Origin of the sequence: Treponema socranskii subsp. socranskii VPI DR56BR1116 = ATCC 35536 (assembly GCF_000468115.1) — a bacterium.
Classification (GTDB): Bacteria; Spirochaetota; Spirochaetia; order Treponematales; family Treponemataceae; genus Treponema_D; species Treponema_D socranskii.
Map to the genome: position 1 here is coordinate 1 of NZ_AVQI01000047.1, position 514 is coordinate 514.

Below are 514 nucleotides of genomic sequence, written 5' to 3' on the forward strand. Positions count from 1 at the left end.
GCCTTTCCCGATAGCGTCGAAAAGACAAACGAAAATGATATAGCTGTCGTTCAAGGCTTTGTAGTGCTCGCCCTTGTCCAAGAATGCAATGTCGATTGCCGCTTGATAATAGCGCATGCGTTTCGGAAGATTGTGTTCATTGCTTACCTGCATTTCGATGTCGTAAGATTTACCGGTTTCGTCTTTTACGAGAATATCAAGGCGTACCGATTTTGCTTCGATACCGGGCGCCACACTGTTTTGCGGCGCCAGGTAGGCGATTTTTCCAATTTGCCCTGCCAAAATCATTTCGAGAAATTCTTTGCAAATGCCTTCGTCCTGCATGACTTTGCAGAACATAAAATCGTCAGCAATCGTTAAATCGTCAAAACTTTTTCTCATACGTACCTCCCATAAAAACTTTCGCAGGTACTTGCAGCGAAGCTTCAAGCAAGGTGCAACTTCCGAAAAAGTTTTTAGTCATGCGCGTGCGCGCACACGTTCAATAATCGAGTTTGCAAAGCAAACTCGAGAT

At 44.6% G+C, this 514-nt stretch carries 1 protein-coding gene; it reads right to left on the reverse strand.

Annotated elements, in window-relative coordinates; translation table 11 throughout:
• On the reverse strand, positions 1-381 hold a 381-nt coding region (locus tag HMPREF0860_RS06155; RefSeq protein WP_021495600.1), incomplete at its 3' end, for an Rpn family recombination-promoting nuclease/putative transposase.
• Positions 382-514: the final 133 nt, after the last annotated feature.